We start from the raw sequence: 2,697 nt of genomic DNA on the forward strand, positions 1-2,697 counted from the left end.
CCTTCACGCAACGCCATCATAGAGCTCGCCGGGCCCGCGCGCACGCGTCAATCGGGCGGTCTTCATCGTATGCCTACAACAGGACCGGGGGGATATTTGGTTGACGCACTGCGGAACGTGAAGCACCAATTGCGCCAAGCTACGATCGAAAACGTTTGCGGTGAACTTGCTGGCGAAAAGATCAATGGGAATGCGCTGCTTAAGCGCCTAGAGTTTTTTGAGCAGTTCCAACATTATCACTACACTCATGAGGAGTTTGTGCGAGCGTTGGAAGCTGCTGGCATTAGCGTTGCAAGAAGGGCTCGCCGTGTCGAGGTGTCTGCCGTTTGATGGATCTACGACCACGATTCGCGGCATGCTTGCCCTTCAGAGCTTACCCAGCTGAAGGCTCCAGACAATCTCGCCCTGTTTCCCTGTTTTCCTCGCGCCGTGTGGAATAGGCGGACGCCCCACCTCAGCGCGCCGCTTTCTTCGTGCTCGCTTTTTTGCTCTGCCGCAGCTTCGTGGTTAGCGCCTTCGGCTTGCCTTTCCTGATTGCGGTAGCATCGCGGGCATCGGACTCCCGGTTCTGCGCCTGCATTCGCTCCCACCTGCATTGAGCCCGCAGCGTGCTGGCGCGCGCGGACGGTTCTCTCGACATGCGCCCCTCCTACGTTCTCAAGCGGTTTGCTCGAGCCTGGATGCCGGCTCGGGTGTTATGCGAGTTGCAGGCGCAGCGACCGTTGGTGAGATCCAGCGCCAATTTCGGATTGTCAGATTGTTCCGGATGTGCATGATATGGCAGACTCATCGTAAGCGTCGTTCTCAGGCCACGGCTTTGAGGGATTGAGTGCGGTATGCCCAAGGCAGTAGCTGGTCGATGTCGCGGTTGGGATGCCCGTTGACGATCCTGGTCAGGACGTCGGTGAGATAGGCGAGCGGATCAACGTCGTTGATCTTGCAAGTCTCGACCAAGGTTGCGACGACGGCCCAATGTTCGGCGCCACCGTCGGATCCAGCAAACAGCGCGTTCTTGCGACTGAGCTTGATGCCACGGATTGATCGTTCGACCGTATTGTTGTCGAGTTCGATGCGTCCGTCATCGATGAAGCGCGTTAAGCCTTGCCAGCGCGAGAGGGCGTAGCGGATGGCTTCGGCGAGCTTGATCTTCTGGCTGATGAGAGCCAGCTTGGCGCGCAGCCAGGCTTCGAAGGCATCAGCCAGCGGCCGGCTCTTCTGTTGTCGCACGAGGCGACGCTCCTCGGCGCTGCGGCCGCGGATCTCCTTCTCGATCGCGTAGAATGCGGCAATGTGCTTCAGCGCCTCGCTCGCGATCGGAGCGGGGCCGGCTGTCGCGAGTTCGTAGAAGTTGCGCCGCATGTGCACCCAGCAGAAGGCGAGCTCGACCTCGCCACGTTCGGCAAGCTTTGGGTAGGCGTTGTAGCCATCGACCTGCAGGACGCCCTTGAAGCCGGCAAGATGGCTGAACAGCCGCTCGGCTTTGCGGTCGGGTGCATAGACATAGGCGATGCCGGGCGGATCGAGGCCGCCCCAGGGCCTGTCGTCGGCAGCATAGGCCCAGAGCTGGCCGGTCTTGGTGCGCCCTCGACCGGGATCGAGCACCGGCACCGTCGTCTCGTCGGCGAACAGCTTGGACCTCGCGCGAAGCACCGTGAGAAGGCGCTCATGCAGCGGGCGCAGATGGAAGGCAGCATGCCCAACCCAGTCCGCCAGCGTTGATCGATCGAGAGCGATGCCCTGGCGGGCATAGATCTGGGCTTGCCGATAGAGCGGCAGGTGATCGGCATATTTGGACACCAGAACCTGGGCGACGGTTGCCTCCGTCGGCAGTCCGCCCTCGATCAGCCGGGCCGGAGCCTCGGCCTGCAGGACGCCATCTTCGCAGGCGCGGCAGGCGTATTTGGGACGTCGGGTGACGACAACGCGGAACTGCGCCGGCACCATGTCCAGCCGCTCGCTCCTGTCCTCGCCGATCTGGTGCAGGTCGCCCTTGCAGCAGGGACAGGTCTTGGCGTCGAGGTCGACCACGACCTCGATCCGCGGCAGATGCGCCGGCAGTGCTCCGCGATTGTTGCGGCGCTTGCGTGCGCGCTCCGCCCGGCCTTCCGGAGCTGTCTCGTCCTGGCTGGCTTCCGTACAGGCCGCAACCTGTTGGACGTCCTCGAGACCGAGCAGCATCTGCTCCTCGGGAAGCGTCTCGGCCTTCCGGCCAAAGCGATGACGCTGCAGCTCCTTGATGATCTGACGCAACCGCTCGCTCTCGTGCCGCTCGGCCAGCAGCATCGCCTTCAGCGTGTCGGGATCATCAGGAAGGTTATCGCTCACAGGCCAATCAGAGCATGTTCGCGCCCACCTGGCGACGTGCTCGATGCCCCTGATTCACTTCGCCGCAGCGCGGCCCACAACTATCCGGCTTGCGTCGGGACGACCGTCTCCCGTGCCGCGTGGACACGCCGCCAATCAAGCCCTTCCAGCAGCGCCGACAATTCCGCCGCGGACAGACGCATCACACCATCCTCGATCTTCGGCCAGCGGAAGGCGCCGTCCTCGAGCCGCTTGGCGAACAGGCACAAACCCGTCCCATCCCAGAAGATCAGCTTGATCCGGTCCGCCCGCTTGGCACGGAACACATAAACAGCGCCTGAGAACGGATCGGCTTTCACGTGCTCGCGCACCAACATGGCAAGCCCCTCCATT

Annotated in this window: 4 protein-coding genes; 1 reads left to right on the forward strand and 3 read right to left on the reverse strand. The window is 62.6% G+C overall.

Annotated elements, in window-relative coordinates:
* The coding region (locus XH79_RS06980) for a hypothetical protein (protein ID WP_271581178.1) at nt 1–330 on the forward strand (330 nt) is incomplete at its 5' end.
* A gap of 124 nt (nt 331–454) precedes the next feature.
* Here the strand turns inward: XH79_RS06980 and XH79_RS06985 are convergent.
* From XH79_RS06985 to tnpB, 3 genes are all read right to left on the reverse strand, one after another.
* Nucleotides 455–580, reverse strand: coding sequence for a hypothetical protein (locus XH79_RS06985; protein WP_271581179.1), 126 nt, complete (start codon nt 578–580; stop codon nt 455–457).
* A gap of 224 nt (nt 581–804) precedes the next feature.
* Entirely contained in the window at nt 805–2,283 is a 1,479-nt protein-coding gene (gene tnpC / locus XH79_RS06990) for an IS66 family transposase (protein ID WP_271581181.1), read from the reverse strand.
* A 122-nt stretch (nt 2,284–2,405) separates the two neighbouring features.
* Nucleotides 2,406–2,697: IS66 family insertion sequence element accessory protein TnpB (gene tnpB / locus XH79_RS06995; RefSeq protein ID WP_271581180.1), on the reverse strand; the 292-nt coding region annotated here is incomplete at its 5' end.

It is taken from the genome of Bradyrhizobium sp. CCBAU 45389, assembly GCF_028128625.1.
In the GTDB taxonomy this organism is placed as follows: Bacteria; Pseudomonadota; Alphaproteobacteria; order Rhizobiales; family Xanthobacteraceae; genus Bradyrhizobium; species Bradyrhizobium liaoningense_B.

Excerpts from the sequence above, each read along its gene's own strand:
- XH79_RS06985 (WP_271581179.1), bottom strand. The coding sequence starts at position 580 with ATGCAGGCGCAGAACCGGGAGTCCGATGCCCGCGATGCTACCGCAATC.
- tnpC (WP_271581181.1), bottom strand. The coding sequence starts at position 2,283 with ATGCTGCTGGCCGAGCGGCACGAGAGCGAGCGGTTGCGTCAGATCATC.